This is a genomic window from Rhodococcus sp. AG1013, assembly GCF_003350365.1.
GTDB lineage: Bacteria > Actinomycetota > Actinomycetes > Mycobacteriales > Mycobacteriaceae > Prescottella.
Map to the genome: position 1 here is coordinate 37,413 of NZ_QQAT01000003.1, position 17,720 is coordinate 55,132.

Annotated in this window: 14 protein-coding genes; 13 read left to right on the plus strand and 1 reads right to left on the minus strand. The window is 69.7% G+C overall.

The features are described from left to right. Positions 1-75: 75 nt before the first annotated feature. The 12 genes from DEU38_RS05020 (at position 76) to proB (ending at position 16,206) form a co-directional block, all read left to right on the plus strand. A complete protein-coding gene (locus DEU38_RS05020) occupies positions 76-1,071 on the plus strand; it encodes an iron-siderophore ABC transporter substrate-binding protein (protein ID WP_181818670.1) in 996 nt (331 codons plus the stop codon). 22 nt (positions 1,072-1,093) lie between these two features. Further along, on the plus strand, positions 1,094-1,702 hold the full coding sequence (locus tag DEU38_RS05025; RefSeq protein ID WP_114719035.1) for a GNAT family N-acetyltransferase: 609 nt from the start codon (positions 1,094-1,096) through the stop codon (positions 1,700-1,702). Between the two features lie 135 nt (positions 1,703-1,837). Beyond that, positions 1,838-3,814 carry a S9 family peptidase gene (locus tag DEU38_RS05030; RefSeq protein ID WP_397484375.1) on the plus strand — a complete coding sequence of 659 codons (1,977 nt, stop codon included), beginning with the start codon at positions 1,838-1,840 and terminating at the stop codon, positions 3,812-3,814. Positions 3,815-3,955: 141 nt separating this feature from the next. Then, on the plus strand, positions 3,956-6,616 hold the full coding sequence (locus tag DEU38_RS05035; protein ID WP_114719037.1) for a valine--tRNA ligase: 2,661 nt from the start codon (positions 3,956-3,958) through the stop codon (positions 6,614-6,616). Next, positions 6,613-8,043, plus strand: a complete 1,431-nt coding sequence (locus tag DEU38_RS05040; RefSeq protein ID WP_114719038.1) for a folylpolyglutamate synthase/dihydrofolate synthase family protein — start codon at positions 6,613-6,615, stop codon at positions 8,041-8,043. Before DEU38_RS05035 ends, DEU38_RS05040 begins: the two co-directional genes overlap by 4 nt. Further along, on the plus strand, positions 8,040-8,441 hold the full coding sequence (locus tag DEU38_RS05045) for a DUF4233 domain-containing protein (protein WP_114719039.1): 402 nt from the start codon (positions 8,040-8,042) through the stop codon (positions 8,439-8,441). The genes DEU38_RS05040 and DEU38_RS05045 overlap by 4 nt, the downstream gene beginning before the upstream one ends. Before the next feature lie 18 nt (positions 8,442-8,459). Then, positions 8,460-8,879, plus strand: coding sequence for a nucleoside-diphosphate kinase (gene ndk / locus DEU38_RS05050; RefSeq protein WP_114719040.1), 420 nt, complete (start codon positions 8,460-8,462; stop codon positions 8,877-8,879). Between the two features lie 454 nt (positions 8,880-9,333). Then, on the plus strand, positions 9,334-12,591 hold the full coding sequence (locus tag DEU38_RS05055) for a translation initiation factor IF-2 N-terminal domain-containing protein (protein ID WP_114719041.1): 3,258 nt from the start codon (positions 9,334-9,336) through the stop codon (positions 12,589-12,591). 267 nt (positions 12,592-12,858) lie between these two features. Further along, complete coding sequence (gene rplU, locus DEU38_RS05060; protein WP_005512259.1) at positions 12,859-13,170, plus strand: 50S ribosomal protein L21; 312 nt, start codon at positions 12,859-12,861, stop codon at positions 13,168-13,170. A gap of 35 nt (positions 13,171-13,205) precedes the next feature. Continuing rightward, positions 13,206-13,469, plus strand: a complete 264-nt coding sequence (gene rpmA / locus DEU38_RS05065) for a 50S ribosomal protein L27 (RefSeq protein WP_013416501.1) — start codon at positions 13,206-13,208, stop codon at positions 13,467-13,469. Between the two features lie 179 nt (positions 13,470-13,648). Further along, on the plus strand, positions 13,649-15,109 hold the full coding sequence (gene obgE, locus DEU38_RS05070) for a GTPase ObgE (RefSeq protein WP_114719042.1): 1,461 nt from the start codon (positions 13,649-13,651) through the stop codon (positions 15,107-15,109). Beyond that, the gene (gene proB / locus DEU38_RS05075) at positions 15,106-16,206 is read left to right on the plus strand and encodes a glutamate 5-kinase (protein WP_114719043.1); all 1,101 of its coding nucleotides are present in this window, start codon (positions 15,106-15,108) and stop codon (positions 16,204-16,206) included. Before obgE ends, proB begins: the two co-directional genes overlap by 4 nt. A 9-nt stretch (positions 16,207-16,215) precedes the next feature. Here the strand turns inward: proB and DEU38_RS05080 are convergent, their stop codons facing one another. Continuing rightward, positions 16,216-17,034, minus strand: a complete 819-nt coding sequence (locus DEU38_RS05080) for an NAD-dependent protein deacetylase (RefSeq protein ID WP_181818671.1) — start codon at positions 17,032-17,034, stop codon at positions 16,216-16,218. A gap of 70 nt (positions 17,035-17,104) precedes the next feature. On the opposite strand from DEU38_RS05080, the gene DEU38_RS05085 reads away from it, so the two are divergent. Then, entirely contained in the window at positions 17,105-17,578 is a 474-nt protein-coding gene (locus DEU38_RS05085; RefSeq protein WP_114719045.1) for a VOC family protein, read from the plus strand. Positions 17,579-17,720 lie beyond the last annotated feature (142 nt).

Consider the following 17,720-nt stretch of genomic DNA (forward strand, 5'->3'; position numbering starts at 1 on the left):
TGGTCGCGAACGGAGGGTCTACCTATGGGGGATTGCGGACCTGGACACGGCTTCGGGGCGGTCGGGCGCCGGGACATGGGTGCCCTCTCGCGGAGGAGGTTCCTGATCGGTGGCACCGGTGCGCTGCTCGCGTTCGCGGCGGCATGCGCCGGCGCGGAATCCGGTGGCGGCGATTCCGACGACGCCCCCGGCGCGACCGTGGCGCACAAGTACGGGCAGACCACGGTGCCCGCCCAGCCCAAGCGGGTGGTGAGCGTCGGCTACAACGACCACGACGCACTGCTGGCTCTCGGGACGGTGCCGGTCGGGGTGTTCGACTGGTACGGCGACTACCCGAGCGCGGTGTGGCCGTGGGCGCAGGACGAATTGGGCGACGCGGAACTGCCGATCATCGGCAGCGCGAGCACCGGCATCGATATCGAGAAGGTGGCGGGCGTCGCGCCCGACCTCATCGTGGGTACGTATTCGGGTCTCACGCAGGGCCAGTACGACAAGCTCTCCGCGATCGCCCCGACGGTGGCGCAACCGGCCGGGGTCGCGGACTACGGCGTGCGCTGGCAGGACCAGACCATGATCCTGGGGGAGGCACTGGGGCGGCAGGACCGAGCCGCCGAACTGGTGTCGGGGGTGCAGCAGCAGTTCACCGATGTCGCGCTCGCCAACCCGGTGTTCGCCGGCAAGACGGTGCTCGTCGGGGCGCTGAAGGGGCCCGGCCAGTTCGGGGTGTACGGACCGGAGGACCCCAAGGTTCGCTTCTTCACCGAACTCGGATTCGTGAATCCGCCTGTGACCGAGCAGATCCGCAAGACGAACTTTGCCGAGATCAGTACCGAGCAGCTGTCGCTCGCGAACGTCGACCTCCTCGTCTGGTACGCGGGGGGCGGGTTCGGCGACGATCTCCGCGCCGAGCTCGCGAAGACGCCGATCTATCGGACACTCGACGTCGTCGAGGACGGGCGCGCGGTCATCCTCGACGACGAGGCGGCGGAGGCCATGACGTGGAGCACCGTGCTGAGCCTGCCGTACGCGTTGCAGCAGATCCCGCCCCGAATCGCACCGCTGCTGGGCTGACCCGGCCGGTACTCTCGCGGTTATGGCAGCCGTCGTGCGACCCGTGACCCGACCGGACATTCCCGCGCTCTCACGTGCGCTGGCCGAGGCGTTCGACGACGATCCCGTGATGAGCTGGATGTTGCCCGACGCCTCGAAGCGGCCGGCCGGCCTGACCCGGTTGTTCGCGGCGGAGATCCGCTACCACCATCTCTCCGGCGGGGGTGCGGAGCTGGCCGAGTCGGCCGACGGCACCATCGTCGGCGGTGCGCTGTGGGATCCGCCGGGCCGGTGGAAGCAGTCGGCGTTCGATTCCTTCCTGAGCCTGCCGACCGTGGCGCGCGCACTGGGCCGGTACCTGCGCGTCGGTGCCGAGGTCTCGCATGCGCTCGAGTCGGCACATCCCACCGAACCGCACTGGTATCTGGCGACCATCGGCACCTCCTCGGCAGGCCGCGGTGGCGGTTACGGCAAGGCACTGCTGAACTCGCGCCTGTCCCGCTGCGATGCCGAGGCGGCGCCGGCCTACCTCGAATCCAGCAAGCACGCGAACATCCCCTACTACGAACGCTTCGGGTTCGAGGTCACCGGAGAGATCGTGATCCCGAACGGTGGTCCGACACTGTGGAAGATGTGGCGCAATCCGCGGTGATCGCATCGTGAACGTGCACCGTGACGGCCGTCACGGGCCGTCTCGGCGTGGTACCAATCAGGGGTGACCTCGACCCCGCAGCACTCTCTCGGCACCCCCTTCCAGGACCTGGACGACTACCTCGCCCTGCCTCGCATGTCGGGCCTCGAGCTGTCCCCGGACGGCACCCGGCTCGTCGTCGCGCAGGCGGTGCTCGACGACACGGCCACCAAGTACGTGTCCGCGCTGTGGGAGATCGATCCGGCCGGTGCGGGCCCCGCGCGGCGGCTCACGTGGGGATCGAAGGGTGAATCCGGCGCCGCGTTCACCCACGACTGCGATCTGCTGTTCACGTCGACGCGGCCCTCGCCCGACGACTCCGACGACACGGCGGCGTCACTGTGGCGCCTGCCCGCCGCCGGTGGCGAGGCCTGCCGGGTGGCCGGACGCGGTGGCGGGATCGCGGGCGTGCGTGCCGCGCGGTCGGCGGCGCGCGTCGTGGTGAGCACCGGTGTCCTCGGGGCCTCCGGGGCGGCCGAGGACGACGAGCGGATCCGCGGCGAGCGCAAGGACAAGAAGGTCTCGGCCGTCCTGCACACCGGATACCCGGTGCGGCACTGGGACCACGACCTCGGCCCCGACGTCCCGCACCTGCTGGCCGGTGCCACCAGCGGCGGTGCCGCCGAGGAAATCGTGCTCGACGACCTGACGCCGATGCCGGGCGTCGCGCTGCGCGACGCCGACTACGCGCTCGCCGACGACGGATCGTTCGTCGTCAGCACCTGGTCGGTCCCGGGTGTTCTCGGCACGATGCGCACGATCCTGGTGCGGATCGACGTGGCGACGGGGGAGCGCACCACGCTCGTCGACGACGACACGGCGGACGTGTTGCATCCGGCGATCTCGCCCGACGGCACGCAGGTCGTGTACCTGCGTGAATCCCACGGGGATCCGGAGCAGGCGCCGCGAATCACGCTGCACCGCATCACCTTCGCGAGCGGGGTCGTCGAGGATCTCGCCCCGGGCTGGGATCGTTGGCCGACGGCCGTCGCGTGGCTGCCGGGCGGTGACGGCCTGCTCGTCACCGCCGACGACCGCGGTCGCGGCCCGATCTTCCTGCTGCGCAGCGGGGTACCGGCGGCGCTCACGGCCGACGACGCCGCCTACACCGATCTGCGTCCGGCCCCGGACGGCTCCGCGGTGTACGCGATGCGCGCCTCGTACGCGCGGCCGCCGCACCCGGTGCGGATCGCCCTCGTCGGCGACGTCGGCTCCGTCACGGAACTGCGTGCCCCGTCGGTGTCGCCCCGGCTGCCCGGCCGCCTCGCCGAGGTAGTGGGGCAGGCCGCCGACGGCACCCCGCTGCGCTCGTGGCTGGCACTGCCCGACTCGGCGTCGGCGGAACGCCCGGCGCCGCTGCTGCTGTGGGTGCACGGCGGCCCGCTGAATTCGTGGAACACCTGGTCGTGGCGCTGGAACCCGTGGCTGCTGGTCGCCAAGGGGTACGCGGTGCTGCTGCCGGATCCCGCGCTGTCCACCGGATACGGTCAGGACTTCGTCCAACGCGGCTGGGGACAGTGGGGCAAGGCGCCCTACACCGATCTGATGGCGATCACCGACGCCGCGGAGGCGCTGCCGGAGATCGACGCGAAGCGAACGGCTGCGATGGGCGGCTCGTTCGGCGGCTACATGGCGAACTGGATCGCCGGCCACACCGACCGCTTCAAGGCGATCGTCACGCACGCGAGCCTGTGGGCGCTGGACCAGTTCGGTCCCACCACCGACGCCGCCTGGTACTGGCAGCGCGAGATGACGCCCGAGATGGCGTTCGAGAACTCCCCGCACCTGTACGTCGCCGACATCGTCACCCCGATGCTGGTGATCCACGGCGACAAGGACTACCGCGTGCCGATCGGTGAGGGACTGCGGCTCTGGTACGAACTGCTGTCCGAGTCGGGGCTGCCCGCCGACGCCCAGGGGGAGACCGACCACCGGTTCCTGTACTTCCCCGACGAGAACCACTGGGTGCTCAGCCCCCAGCACGCCAAGATCTGGTACCAGGTGGTGGAGTCGTTCCTCGCCGAGCACGTGCTCGAGGAGGACGTCCCGCTGCCCGACGTACTGGGATCCTGATCCGCCGATTTGCGCACTTGTCGTTCCTGGACGGGCCGAGCCGGGACCGATAAGTGCGCAAAACGCGAGGGGGAGGGGCGGGGGCGATGGGGGCGCCGAGCCGGGTCCGGACGATTCGGCGGCACTGACTACGATTGGGGGGTGACCAGTGCGCCAGAGACTCCCCAGAACCCCGCAGACGCCCTCCCCAAGAGCTGGGATCCCAGTGCGGTAGAGGCCGACTTGTATCAGGGCTGGGTAGACGCCGGTTACTTCACGGCCGACCCGTCGAGCGACAATCCCGGCTACTCGATCGTGCTGCCGCCGCCGAACGTCACCGGCAGCCTCCACATGGGCCATGCGCTCGACCACACCCTGATGGACGCGCTGTGCCGCCGCAAGCGCATGCAGGGCTTCGAGGTGCTGTGGCTGCCCGGCATGGATCACGCCGGCATCGCGACGCAGACGATCGTCGAGAAGCAGTTGGCCGCGGACGGCAAGAAGAAGGAAGACTTCGGCCGCGAGCAGTTCATCGAGAAGGTCTGGGACTGGAAGCGCGAGTCCGGCGGCACCATCCAGGGCCAGATGCGTCGCATCGGCGACGGCGTCGACTGGTCCCGCGACCGCTTCACGATGGACGAGGGCCTCTCGCGCGCCGTCCAGACCATCTTCAAGCGCCTGTACGACGACGGCCTCATCTACCGCGCCGAGCGCCTCGTCAACTGGTCGCCGGTGCTGCAGACCGCGATCTCGGACATCGAGGTGAAGTTCGAGGAGGTCGAGGGCGAGCTCGTCTCGCTGCGCTACGGCTCGCTGAACGACGACGAGCCGCACGTCATCGTCGCGACCACCCGTGTCGAGACGATGCTCGGTGACACCGCGGTCGCCGTCCACCCCGAGGACGAGCGCTACAAGCACCTCGTCGGCACCACGCTCGAGCACCCCTTCACCGGCCGGCAGATCCCGATCATCGCCGACGACTACGTCGACCCCGCGTTCGGCACCGGCGCCGTGAAGATCACGCCCGCGCACGACCCCAACGACTTCGAGATGGGCGTCCGGCACAGCCTGCCGATGCCCACCATCATGGACAAGACCGGCAAGATCGCCGACACCGGAACGCAGTTCGACGGCATGGACCGCTTCGAGGCCCGCGTGAAGGTCCGCGAGGCGCTCGCCGAGCAGGGCCGCGTCGTCGCCGAGAAGCGCCCGTACGTGCACAGCGTCGGCCACTCCGAGCGTTCGGGCGAGACCATCGAGCCGCGGCTGTCGATGCAGTGGTGGGTCAAGGTCGATGCGCTCGCCAAGGCCGCCGGTGACGCGGTTCGCAACGGCGACACCGTCATTCACCCTGCCAGCCAGGAGCCGCGCTGGTTCGCATGGGTCGACAACATGCACGACTGGTGCATCTCGCGCCAGCTGTGGTGGGGCCACCGCATCCCGATCTGGTACGGACCGAACGGCGAGGTGCAGTGCTTCGGCCCGGACGAGACCGCACCCGAGGGCTGGGAGCAGGACCCCGACGTCCTCGACACGTGGTTCTCGTCGGGCCTGTGGCCGTTCTCCACGATGGGCTGGCCCGACAAGACCCCCGAGATCGAGAAGTTCTACCCCACCAGCGTTCTCGTCACCGGCTACGACATCCTGTTCTTCTGGGTGGCCCGGATGATGATGTTCGGCACGTACGTGGCCGGCGACGACGCGGTGGGCGGCGGCAAGGTGCCGTTCCAGGACCTGTTCCTGCACGGCCTGGTCCGCGACCAGTTCGGCAAGAAGATGTCGAAGTCGCGCGGCAACGGCATCGACCCGCTCGACTGGGTCGACCGCTTCGGCGCCGACGCGCTGCGCTTCACGCTCGCCCGCGGCGCCAACCCGGGCAGCGACCTCGCCGTCGGTGAGGACCATGCGCAGTCGTCGCGGAACTTCGCGAACAAGCTGTTCAACGCCACCAAGTTCGCGCTGATGAACGGTGCCGTCGTCGCGGACCTGCCGGCGCGCGATCAGCTCACCGACGCCGACCGCTGGATCCTGGACCGGCTCGAGCAGGTCCGTACCGAGGTCGACGAGGCATTCGAGAAGTTCGAGTTCTCCAAGGCGTGCGAGGCGCTCTACCACTTCGCGTGGGACGAAGTGTGCGACTGGTACCTCGAGCTCGCCAAGGTGCAGCTGGCGGAGGGCTCCGACCACGCCGAGGGCACCAAGGCGGTCCTCGGAAACGTCCTCGACACGCTGCTGCGGATGCTGCACCCGGTGATCCCGTTCGTCACCGAGACGCTGTGGAAGGTGCTCACCGGTGGCGAGTCCGTCGTGATCGCCGACTGGCCGACCGCCACCGGCGTTGCCGCGGATCCCGTTGCCGCGCAGCGGATCGAGGACATGCAGCGCCTCGTCACCGAGGTGCGTCGTTTCCGCAGCGACCAGGGCCTCAAGCCGTCGCAGAAGGTGGCCGCGCGCCTGTCCGGTGCGGCCGACGCCGACGTCGAGGGCCAGCTCGCCTCGGTGGCGGCACTCGCCAAGCTCACCGAGCCCGCCGACGGCTTCTCCGCGACCGCCTCGGTCGAGGTGCGCCTGAGCAAGGCCACCGTGACCGTGGAACTCGACACGTCGGGCACCGTCGACCTGGGCGCCGAGAAGAAGCGTCTGGAGAAGGACCTCGCGGCCGCCGAGAAGGAGCTTGCGGGCACCACCGCGAAGCTGTCCAACGAGGCGTTCCTCGCGAAGGCCCCCGACGCGGTCGTCGACAAGATCCGCGCCCGTCAGCAGGTGGCGCAGGAGGAGATCGCCCGCATGTCCGCACGTCTGAAGGAGCTGGGCGGAGCGTGAGCACCGAACGCCCGGGAGATCCCACCCCGGTCGACCTCGCCGAACTCGCGCTCGTCGAGGCGGAACTGGACAAGCGCTGGCCCGAGACCAAGATCGAGCCGTCGCTGACCCGGATCTCCGCGTTGATGGATCTGCTCGGCTCGCCGCAGCTCAGCTACCCGGCCATCCATGTCGCCGGCACCAACGGCAAGACGTCGGTGACGCGGATGATCGACGCCCTGCTCACCCACCTGCATCGGCGGACCGGCCGGACCACCAGTCCGCACCTGCAGCTGGCGACCGAGCGGATCAGCATCGACGGCGCGCCGATCCCGGTGCGCACCTACATCGACACGTACCGCGAGCTCGAGCCGTACATCGCGATGATCGACCGGCAGTCCGAGGCTGCCGGTGGTCCCGCGATGAGCAAGTTCGAGGTCACCACGGCGATGGCCTACGCCGCCTTCGCGGAGGCGCCGGTCGACGTCGCGGTCGTCGAGACCGGTCTGGGCGGCAAGTGGGATGCCACCAACGTCATCGACGCCCAGGTCGCGGTGATCACGCCGATCGGGCTCGACCACGTCGAGTACCTGGGCCCCGACCTCGAGTCGATCGCGGGGGAGAAGGCCGGGATCATCAAGAAGGGTCGCGAGAGCGGAGTCGAGGGCGTCGCCCCGATCGACACCGTCGCGATCATCGCCGAGCAGAGCCCCGAGGTGATGGACGTGCTGCTGCGCCGGGCCGTCGAGGCGGACGCAGCGGTGGCGCGTGAGGGCTCGGAGTTCCGGGTGCTGCGTCGGCAGATCGCGATCGGCGGCCAGCAGCTCGAGCTGCAGGGCCTCGGCGGCGTGTACGAGGACATCTTCCTGCCGCTGCACGGCGAGCACCAGGCGCGCAACGCGTCGCTCGCGCTCGCCGCGGTCGAGGCGTTCTTCGGCGCCGGACCCGACCGGCAGCTCGACGCGGATGCGATCCGTGCGGGCTTCGCGTCCGTCGTCAACCCGGGCCGTCTCGAACGGGTCCGCAGCGCGCCGACCGTGTTCCTCGATGCCGCGCACAACCCGCACGGGGCGCAGGCCCTGGCGGCCGCGCTGGTTGCCGAGTTCGACTTCCGCAAGCTCGTCGGTGTCGTCAGCGTCATGGGGGACAAGGACGTCGACGGCATCCTCGACGCACTCGAGCCTGTATTCGACGAGCTCGTCGTCACGCACAACGGATCGCCTCGGGCGATGGATGTCGAGGACCTCGCGAACCGTGCCGTGGCACGGTTCGGCGACGAGCGGGTCGTCGTCGCGCCCACCCTGGCCGACGCGCTCGAGACCGCGATCGGGCTGGCCGAGGAGGTCGCCGAGCCCGGTGAGGCAGTCTCGGGGGCGGGCGTCGTCGTCACCGGTTCGGTCGTCACCGCGGGCGTTGCCCGCTCCCTGTTCGGAAAGGACCCCGCGTGAGCGACACCCCAGAACCCCAGTTCCAGCCGCCGGCGAAGGATCCGTGGAAGGGCTTCCGCGGTGTGATGGCGGGAACCCTCATCCTCGAGGCGATCGTGGTGCTGTTGGCGCTGCCCGTCGTTGCCGTCGTCAACTCGAAGGGCCTGACGTGGGCGTCGGGCCTGTACATCTGTGTGCTGGCGCTGCTGATGATCCTGGGCGCCGGAGTGCAGGGACGACCGTGGGCGATGAAGTTCAACCTCGCGCTGCAGGTTCTCACGATCCTCGGCTTCTTCATCGACACCGCGCTCGGCGTGATCGGTCTTCTGTTCGGTGCGGTGTGGCTGTACATCGTGTACCTGCGCAAGGACATCGCGCGCCGGATCGAGCGGGGTCTGCTGCCGGGGCAACGAGACTGACCGTCTAGGCTGTTCGCCGTGACTGAGCGCACCCTGGTACTGATCAAGCCCGACGGCGTGGCCCGTGGCTATGTCGGCGAGATCCTCTCCCGCATCGAACGCAAGGGTCTGACCATTGCGGCGATGGAACTGCGGACGGCGCCCGGCGATGTCGCCGCGACGCATTACGCCGAACACGAAGGCAAGCCGTTCTACCCGGGGCTGCTCGACTTCATCACCTCCGGGCCGCTCGTGGCCGCTGTGCTCGAAGGCCCGCGCGCGATCGCCGCGTTCCGTCAGATCGCCGGCGGTACCGACCCGGTCGAGAAGGCGGTCCCCGGCACCATCCGTGCCGACCTGGCCCTCGACGGCGGACAGAATCTGGTCCACGGATCCGACTCCGTCGAGTCGGCCGAGCGTGAGATCGCGCTCTGGTTTCCCCAGCTCGCTCGGGCCTGAGGCCCACAACTCGGGACGCTCCCGGGCCGTCGTGCCCGCGGAGCGTCCCTTTGTTTTGCCACCTACCGGTGCGCCGATGAGAGGACACCCGGCCCAGGTGTGGGATACTGAAATCGGTCGGACCGCAATTTTGCTCCACGCGGATCCGATCGGATGACACCACGGTGCGAAGCCCGTCATCGCTGCCCTACCGGCGCAGGTAATCCCTGTTCCGTGCGGCACGCTGGATGATCAGGCGCTCACGTCGTGAACGGTCAGGCGCTCGCGCCGTGGATCGCCGCCATCCAGCCAGGCACCGCGCGATTCCGCAGTGATTAACGGACACTGTGAACCACGTGGAGCGAGACCATACAATCTCGTACCCCCGGTGCGAGTACACAACCATCGCCCCCGCGCGGCCGCGTCACATCCGATGAAAGACGGGTGGACGCGCCCGGGGGCTCGAGGAGAATACGTGGCCGATCAAGCGCCGCCCGAAACTGTTCAGGAACCGATCGCGGAAGCGTCGGTCGACCCGAGTACCACCCCGGTGCTCCCCGAGAAGATCCGCGTGCACGCGCTCGCCAAGCTGCTCGGTGTCACGAGCAAGCAGGTGCTCGCGGAGGCCGCAGCGCTGGGCACCGAGTTGCGCAGCGCGCAGTCCAGCCTCCAGCGCGATATCGCCGAGCGCATCCACGCCACCGTGTCCGGTGCCGCGCAGACCGCTCCGGCGGAGCCTGCCGCCGAGCCTGTCGTGGAGACCGCCTCCGCCGAGGCTGCCCCGGTCGAGCCCGAGCCCGCCGCGGAGCCCGCGCCCGCCGAGAAGCCCGCGCCCCGCAAGCGGGCGCGCAAGAAGGCCGCCCCGAAGGTCGAGGTCGCCGCAGAGCCGGTGATCGAGGCCGCCACCGAGACCGAAGCCCCCGCCGAGGCCACGCCCGTCGAGTCGGCCCGCTCCGGCGACGACTTCACCGGGCTCTTCACCAACGTCGAACTCGGCACCGAGCACGAGTCGGCCGCCGCACCCGCGGTGGTGCAGGCCCCGCTGTTCCTCCAGCCCGAAGCGGCCGCCGCCGAGACCGCACCGCGTCGTCGTCGCAGCCGTCGCGCGGCCGCCGCCCCCGAGGTGACCGACGAGTCGCAGACCGCGGCCGACGAAGCCGCGCCGGCCGCCGTCGCCGAGGACGCGGAGGCGACCTCCGGTGCCCGGGAAGACACGGAGAGCACCGAAGACACCGAAACCGCCGCGGGCGCCGAGAGCGCCGACGGCGGCGAGAGCGAGGGCGGCGAGCAGCAGCGCCGCCGTCGTCGTGGACGCCGTGGCCGCGGTCGAGGCCGTGGAGAGCAGCAGGCCGACGGCGCCGAGTCGGACGACACAGACGAGGCCGACAAGGCCGACAACGCCGAGAAGGCTCACGAGGCCGACAAGGCGACGGCTTCCGAGGACGACGCCGTGGAAGCGGCCGAGGCTCCCGAGTCCGCCGAGGACGAGCACGCCGAGTCGGACGAGTCCGGCGACAGCAGCCGTCGTCGTCGCCGCCGCCGTCGGCGCAAGGGCGGCAGCGACGGGGAGGTCTCGTCCGAGGACGATCCGCCGAACACCGTCGTCCACGAGCGTGAACCGCGCAACAAGGCCCGCGCCGTCAAGGACGAGGTCCAGGGCATCAGCGGCTCGACGCGGCTCGAGGCCAAGCGTCAGCGCCGTCGTGACGGCCGCGACGCCGGCCGTCGCCGTCCCCCGATCCTGAGCGAGTCCGAGTTCCTGGCACGCCGCGAGGCGGTCGACCGGGTCATGGTTGTCCGCGAGAAGGTCGGCGGCACCAACCCGGCGGCATCCACGCAGGTCGCGGTCCTCGAGGACGGCGTTCTGGTGGAGCACTTCGTCACGGGGTCGTCCTCGTCGTCGATGGTCGGCAACGTCTACCTCGGTCGCGTCCAGAACGTGCTGCCCAGCATGGAGGCCGCGTTCATCGACATCGGGCGTGGCCGCAACGGCGTGCTTTACGCCGGTGAGGTCAACTGGGAGGCGGCCGGTCTCGGCGGCAATTCCCGCAAGATCGAACAGGCCCTGCGGCCCGGCGACCAGGTGCTGGTCCAGGTCAGCAAGGATCCGGTCGGTCACAAGGGCGCGCGCCTGACGACGCAGATCAGCCTGGCCGGACGATTCCTGGTGTACGTGCCGGGTGGCACGTCGACCGGTATCAGCCGCAAGCTGCCCGACACCGAGCGCAAGCGCCTCAAGGAGATCCTCCGCGAGATCGTCCCGGCCGACGCCGGTGTGATCATTCGCACGGCGTCGGAGGGCGTCAGCGAGGAAGAGTTGTCGCGCGACGTCACCCGACTGCAGACGCAGTGGGCGACCATCGAGGAACAGGCCGCGAAGGCGAAGGAGGGCAAGTCGGGCACGCCGCAGGCGCTGTACGAGGAGCCCGATCTGCTTGTGAAGGTCGTCCGCGACCTGTTCAACGAGGATTTCTCGAAGCTCGTGATCGAGGGCGAGAAGGCCTGGAGCACGGTCGAGACCTACATCAAGACCGTCGCACCGGATCTGCTGCCGCGGGTGGAGCGGCACGTCGTGGAGTCCGGCACCCCGGACGTCTTCGAGACGCATCGCATCGACGAGCAGCTCGCCAAGGCGCTCGACCGCAAGGTGTGGCTGCCCTCGGGTGGCACGCTGGTGATCGACCGCACCGAGGCGATGACCGTCGTGGACGTCAACACCGGCAAGTTCACCGGTGCCGGCGGCAATCTCGAGGAGACGGTCACCCGTAACAACCTCGAAGCGGCCGAGGAGATCGTGCGGCAGATGCGCCTGCGCGACATCGGCGGCATGATCGTCGTCGACTTCATCGACATGGTGCTCGAGTCCAACCGCGATCTCGTCCTGCGTCGACTCACCGAGGCGCTCGGTCGGGACCGCACGCGGCACCAGGTATCCGAGGTCACGTCGCTCGGCCTGGTCCAGATGACCCGCAAGAAGCTGGGCACCGGACTGGTCGAGGCATTCTCGACGACGTGTGAGCACTGCCACGGTCGCGGGATCATCGTGCACAGCGAACCCGTCGAGGTGAAGTCGACCGACGACGGTGGCCGGGGCCAGTCCAAGGAGTCGGGTGGCCGCAAGAAGCGCGGTCGTGACCGCGCCGCCGCGGCTGCGCCGGAACCCGTGGCAGACGGGCAGCAGGCGCATCCGCACCCGAGTCCGGAAGAGTCGGCTGCGGACGCGACCGTGAAGCGGGCGCATCCGGTGGCGCTCGCGATGGCCTCGCATCACGGCGAGCACGAGTCGCATCCGGACGAGCACGCGTCGCACGAGGCCGGGGTCGAACTCGAACCCCAGGCGAAGTCCGAGCCGAAGCCCGAACCCGAGACGAAGCCCGAACCCGAGACGCCCGCGGCGTCCGACGCCGACACGGAGAAGGAGGCGGCCCCCCGGGGACGCCGCCGCAGCCGGCGGGTGTCCCGTGCGGCAGCCGCCCCGGTCGGTGAGACCTCCGACACGGGAACGGTGTTCGTGATTCCGGTCACGGAGCCCGAGTCCGCTCCGGAGCCCGAGTCGGTGCCGTCCGCTGCCCCCGAGGCGCCCAAAGAGGCGGCTCCTGCGGTCGCAGAGGCGTCAGTGGAGGCAGCAGGGCCCTCGGAGTCGTCGGACGGTGAGGTGCCCCCGGCACGTCGTCCGCGCCGCCGTCGTGCCGCTGCACGTCCCGCGGGCCCGCCGGTGGATGCCGAGGCCTGACGAATACCGTGGTAGGCCGCCGCTCCGTATGTGACACGGGGCGGCGGAGTGCCACATCGGGACCGGTCGACCGGCCAGTTTGACCCTGACGGTCGCCGTCCCGTAATCTTGACCGGTCGCTACCCGGCGATACCGCTCTGCTGCGCCCGATTTGGGCATACCACGGGCGCGCAAGGGGTAGCCGCCACACCAGACCAGTCGCGCAGCACTGAAAGCCTTTAGGGCAGCGGCGCGAGCACGTTCGAAGTAGCAAGGGGTAGCCGTCCGATGGCAACGTACGCGATCGTCAAGACCGGCGGAAAGCAGTACAAGGTCGCTGTTGGTGACCTCGTCAAGGTCGAGAAGATCGAGGGTGAGCCCGGCACCGCTGTCTCGCTTGCCCCGGTCCTCGTGGTCGATGGGTCCGAGCTGACCACCGACGCCGACAAGCTGGCGAAGATCTCCGTGACCGGTGAGGTCGTCGAGCACACCAAGGGCCCGAAGATCCGGATCCACAAGTTCAAGAACAAGACCGGCTACCACAAGCGCCAGGGTCACCGTCAGAAGCTGACGGTCCTCAAGGTCACCGGCATCAAGTAGCTCGAGCTTTTCACCGATTCCTGGAGGGATTCGACATGGCACATAAGAAGGGCGCATCCAGCTCCCGTAACGGTCGCGATTCAAACGCACAGCGACTCGGCGTCAAGCGCTTCGGCGGCCAGTCCGTCAGCGCCGGTGAGATCCTCGTGCGCCAGCGTGGCACCCACTTCCACCCCGGCGTCAACGTCGGTCGTGGCGGTGACGACACCCTGTTCGCTCTCGCTGCGGGCGCCGTCGAGTTCGGCACCAAGCGCGGGCGCAAGACCGTGAACATCGTTCCGGTCGCGGCAGAGGCCTAGGTCTGCTGCCACTTACGGTTCGGACTCGGTGACGAGTCCGATTCCGTTCCGATCTCCCAGTAGGGGCGGGCCAGGGTCTCAAACCCTGCCCGCCCCTACTGTCGTTTTCACCGCAGTGCGTCGTCTCCGTCACACTGCATCAACCGCAAGATCTTTGACTGAGGAAGGATCCGGCAGTCATGTCCCGATTCATTGACCGCGTGGTGCTGCACGTCAGCGCCGGAAAAGGCGGCAATGGTTGCGCCTCCGTCCACCGCGAGAAGTTCAAGCCGCTCGGCGGCCCCGATGGTGGAAACGGTGGTCGCGGCGGGGATGTCGTGCTCGAGGTGGACGGCAACGTCCACACCCTTCTCGACTTCCACTTCCATCCCCGCGCGAAGGCGACCAACGGCACCCAGGGGATGGGTGGCAACCGTGAGGGTGCCAACGGCTCCGATCTGACCCTCAGGGTGCCCGACGGCACCGTCGTCCTCGACAAGGCGGGCAACATCCTGGCCGACCTCGTCGGGGTCGGTACCCGATTCGTCGCAGCTCGTGGCGGTCGCGGTGGCCTCGGCAACGCCTCGCTGGCGTCCAAGGCGCGCAAGGCCCCGGGCTTCGCGCTGCTCGGCGAGGACGGCGAGGAAGGGGACCTGGTCCTCGAGCTCAAGTCCGTCGCCGACGTCGGGCTGGTGGGCTTCCCGTCCGCCGGCAAGTCGTCGCTGGTGTCCGTCCTCTCCGCTGCCAAGCCGAAGATCGGCGACTACCCGTTCACGACGCTCCAGCCGAACCTCGGTGTGGTGTCGAGTGGTGACACGACGTTCACGGTGGCCGACGTGCCGGGGCTGATCCCGGGGGCCAGCCAGGGTCGTGGCCTCGGCCTGGACTTCCTGCGGCATCTCGAGCGGTGCGCGGTGCTCGCGCACGTCGTGGACTGCGCGACCCTCGAGCCGGGTCGGGACCCCATCTCCGACGTCGACGCGCTCGAGGCCGAGTTGGCGGCGTACCAGCCCGCGCTCCAGGGCGACGCCGGCCTCGGTGACCTCGCCGACCGGCCGCGCATCGTGATCCTCAACAAGGCCGACGTGCCCGAGGCCGCCGAGCTCGCCGAGATGGTGACCCCGGACTTCGAGGCCCGCGGCTGGCCGGTGTTCACGATCTCCGCGGTGAGCCGAGACGGATTGCGGCCCATGACCTTCGCGCTCGCGAAGATGGTTGACGACTACCGCGAGGCGCATCCCAAGGCGGAGCCGAAGCGGCAGGTGATCCGTCCGATCGCCGCGAAGGAGACCGGATTCAGCGTCATTGCCGACCCGGAGAACCCGGGCGGCTTCATCGTCCGCGGCACCCAGCCCGAGCGGTGGGTGCGACAGACGGCGTTCGACAACGACGAGGCCGTGGGCTACCTGGCGGACCGCCTGGCCCGCCTCGGCGTCGAGGACGAGTTGGTCAAGCAGGGCGCCGAGCCCGGCGCGTTCGTGACCATCGGCGACGTCGGCTTCGAATGGGAGCCGCAGACGGCGGCGGGCGTGGACATCGTCCGCACCGGCCGCGGCACCGACGCGCGACTGGACCAGGTCGACCGCATCGGAGCCGCCGAACGTAAGCATGCGCAGCGGGCGCGGCGCGGACTGCCGAGTGAGGATCCCAAAGACAAGTGAGTGAGACCAGAGCCTCCATCGCGTCGGCGCGCAGCATCGTCGTCAAGATCGGGTCGTCGGCGATCACCAGCCTGATCGGCGGACTGGATGTGGGCCGGCTCAACCTGCTCGCGGACGCGCTCGAGGCGCGGATGCGGGCCGGGTCCGACGTGGTCGTCGTCTCGTCCGGCGCGGTCGGCGCGGGCCTGGCGCCGCTCGGGTTGACCCACCGCCCAAGGGATCTCGCGACCAAGCAGGCTGCGGCGAGCGTGGGTCAGCTGGCGCTGGCCCACGCGTGGGGTACGTCGTTCGCGCGGTACGGCCGCACCGTCGGTCAGGTGCTGCTCACCGCCGACGACATCGCCCGTCGCACACAGCACCGCAACGCGCAGCGCACTCTCGACCGGTTGCGGGCGCTACATGCGGTCGCGATCGTCAACGAGAACGACACCGTCGCGACCACCGAACTGCGGTTCGGTGACAACGACCGGCTCGCTGCGCTGGTCGCGCACCTGGTGGGTGCGGACGCGCTGGTGCTGCTCTCCGATGTCGACGGACTGTACGACGGTGATCCCCGAAAGGGCGGGGCCACACTGATTCCCGAGGTCAACAGCCCCGAGGATCTCGACGGTGTGGTGGCCGGCTCCGGGGGCGCGCTCGGCACCGGCGGGATGGCGTCCAAGCTCTCCGCCGCGCGTCTGGCCGCCGATTCGGGTGTCCCGGTGCTGCTGACCGCGGCCTCCGACGCGGCGACCGCCCTCACCACCGCCGATGTCGGCACGGTCTTCGCGGCTCGGCCGCATCGCATGTCGGCGCGCAAGTTCTGGGTGCGTCATGCGGCCGACACCCAGGGCGCGCTGCACCTGGACGCCGGCGCGGTACGGGCAGTCGTGGAGCGTCGGCGATCGCTGCTGCCGGCCGGCATCACCGCGGTCGGCGGCCGCTTCTACGGCGGCGACGTGGTCTCGCTGATCGGCCCGGAGGAACGTCCGGTGGCACGCGGCGTGGTGGCGTACGACTCGACCGAGATCGAGGAGATGCTGGGGCGCTCGACCACGGATCTGCCGGCGGACATGCACCGCCCGGTGGTCCACGCCGACGATCTGGTGCCGCTGTAGCGAGCCCGATCAGCCTGGCAGGGCGGCGACGAGGGACTGCAGGACCTCGGAGCTGCCCTGCTCGAGTTTGAGGGCGGCGAACTCGTCGCCGCGGGTGGTACCGCGGTTGACGATGACGACCGGGATGCCGTCGCGGGCGGCGCGGCGCACGAATCGCAGCCCGGACATGACGGTGAGCGACGAGCCGACGACCAGCAGGGCGTCGGCGTCGGTGACCATCTGGAACGACGCCGCGACCCGCGGTTTCGGGACACTCTCGCCGAAGTACACGATGTCCGGTTTGAGCATGCCTCCGCACGCGGCGCAGTCGACCATCCGGAAGTGCTCGGTGCTCTCGACGACAGCGTCGGCATCGGGGGCGATCTCCACACCGCTTGCGGCGGCGACGGTCTCGGCGAAGCCGGGGTTGGCGGCGTCGAGGCGCTCGGCGAGCGTCATCCGCGACATCCGGTTGCCGCAGTCGAGGCAACGGACCTGCGCATAGCTGCCGTGCAGATCGATGACGTGCCGGCTGCCGGCCTTGGTGTGCAGCAGGTCGACGTTCTGGGTGATCACGCCGTGCACGACGCCGGCGTTCTCGAGTGCCGCGAGCGCGCGGTGGCCCGCGTTGGGCCGGGCCGCATCCATGTGCCGCCACCCGAGGTGATTGCGGGCCCAGTAGTGCCGCCGGAACGACGGGTCGCCGACGAACTGCTGGTAGGTCATCGGGTTGCGCGGGGGAGAGTCGGGTCCGCGGTAGTCCGGGATCCCGGAATCGGTGGAGATGCCCGCGCCGGTCAGTACGCACACGCGACGGCCGCGGAGCAGGTCGAGCATTCGGTCGATCACCCGATCCAGGGTAGGCGCGTGTCCGATCCGTTCAATCCACGACCGCCGTCGGCGTTCGAGAATTGTCGCCATGACCACAGTGAAACCGATCCCCGACGGATACCGAACCCTGACGCCGTACCTGGCCGTCCCCGACGGGGACGCCGCCCTGAACTTCTACGTCCGCGGTCTGGGCGCGGTGATCGTCGACCGGATGGACGCCCCGGACGGCACCGTGATGCACGCCGAGATCCGGATCGGCGACTCGATGCTCCAACTCTCCCAGGAGATGCCGGACTTCGGGCTGAAGGCGCCCGAGCAGGGTTGGGTGCATTCGTCGCTCGTCGTGTACGTCGAGGACACCGACGCGTTCGTCGACGCCGCCGTGCGTGCGGGCGCGCACCTGATCACGGCCGTGGCGGACACCTTCTCGGGTGACCGGCACGGGGTGTTCCTCGACCCGTTCGGCCACCGCTGGGCCGTCTGCACCCGGGTCGAGGACGTCCCACCGGAGGAGGTGGCCCGCCGGGCGCGGGAGCTGTTCTTCCCCGACCCCGTGAGCTGATCGGCCGATCGGGGTGGGCAATTTCGTGAAAGCGCCCACCCCGAGGTCCGGCACTCTCTATCGTGTCCGATTTGGACGTATGTCCAGCGTCGTCGGCGGCCACACGTTCGTCCGGCGCGCCTCGGACCACGAGAGAGAGCCC